Here is a 1,509-nt window from a genome sequence, read left to right as displayed (position 1 = left end):
TGTGGGGCGGAACTTCCTGGTGTGCGACCGTGACCGCGATCTTGAGATGCCGCAGAAGTTACGCGAGTGGCTGCCGCCCGAGCACTTGTGCTGGAAGGTGCTCGATGTCGTCGGAGAGCTCGATCTTTCGGCGTTCGAGGACAGCTACCGCGCCGACGGACAGGGACGGGCGGCCTACCCGCCGACAAGCCTGGTCGCGCTGCTGCTGTACTGCTACAGCAAGGGAGTGCGCTCCTCCCGCCGGATCGAGCAGGCTTGCTGGGACGACGTGGGCTGCAGGGTCATCACCGCGAACCGCACAGTGGATCACTCCACCATCGCCCGGTTCGTCCGACGTCACCGTGACGCCTTGAAGTCGCTGTTCGTGCAGGTGCTGGCGCTGTGCGGTCAGCGGGGTCTGGTGGATCTCTCGGCCGTGGCCGTGGACGGTTCGCCGATGGACGCCAACGCATCCCGCGACGCCAACCAGCGCCTGCACCGGCTGGAGGAGATCATCTCCCGGTGCGAGGACGAGATCAACGCGCTGATGAACGATGCACTCGCTCACGCACAGAGCGTTGAGGCCGACGCTTCCGAAGGGATCGACCCCGATGCCCCCTCCGACGACTGGCCGCTACTGTCCCGCCTGTGCGACCGGCTCACGCGAGCCCGCTCGGCCAGGGACAAGCTGTATGAACGCGCTCTGCCCTCACCAGGCGAGATCAGGATCAAGGTCGAGGCTGCGGAGCGGATGGTGGCCCGGGCAGAGAAGCGTCTGGCCGCGGAGACTGCAGCTCACCAGGAGAAACTGAAACAGTACGAAGCCCGGGCCGAGGCAGACCAGGCGGCAGGCCGCCGCGGAGCAAACGGCCGGCCGCCGGTCTCGATGGAACACAAGACCGTCCTGGTGCGGCAGCGGGCCCGGCTGGTGAAGGCGCAGGCCTGGCTGGAGCGAGCCCGCACTCCCCGGCCCGTCCCGTCTCCGGAGTCCCGTGCCTGCCTGAGCGATCCAGACTCCCGGCTGATGCTCAGCAAACGCGGCGGCTACCTGCAGGGATACAACCTGCAGATCGCGTGCGCCCGCCACCAGCTCCTACTGGCCATTGAGGTGCACGACAACCCCTCGGACGCCACCGCCCTCGTCCCCATGGTGGAGAAGACCCAGCACAACCACCGGGCCGCCGGGCTCTGCGGCGACATCCAACTCTGGCTCGCCGACAGCGGATACGCCTCCACCGCCGCCTTCGAGGCCCTCGCCGACCTGCCGCTGCTGGTCTCGGTCACCAGCGAGGCCCACCAGGCAGGATTCCCCGCCAAGCGCCAACACGCCCCCGTCGGCCAACAGGCCATGGCCACTCGCCTTGCCACTCCATCCGGCCAAGCCCAGTACCGCCAGCGAAGTGCCCTGGTCGAGCCGGGATTCGCCCAGCTCTTCCAGCGGTTCGGCCGCCACCTCAACTACCGCGGCCGCCATGCCGTCGACGCCGAGATCAAACTCCTCGGCACGGTCCACAACCTCAACAAACTGCT

1 protein-coding gene is annotated in these 1,509 nt (G+C 67.9%); it reads left to right on the top strand.

Annotated elements, in window-relative coordinates:
• Positions 1-46 precede the first annotated feature (46 nt).
• Positions 47-1,509 (top strand): transposase (locus IEZ19_RS49785; protein ID WP_189317957.1); only part of this gene is annotated, 1,463 nt, incomplete at its 3' end.

This window comes from Streptomyces brasiliensis, assembly GCF_014647875.1.
Lineage (GTDB): Bacteria > Actinomycetota > Actinomycetes > Streptomycetales > Streptomycetaceae > Streptomyces > Streptomyces brasiliensis.
Note: the sequence above shows the minus strand (reverse complement) of the source record. Positions and strands in the feature narration are given on the sequence as shown.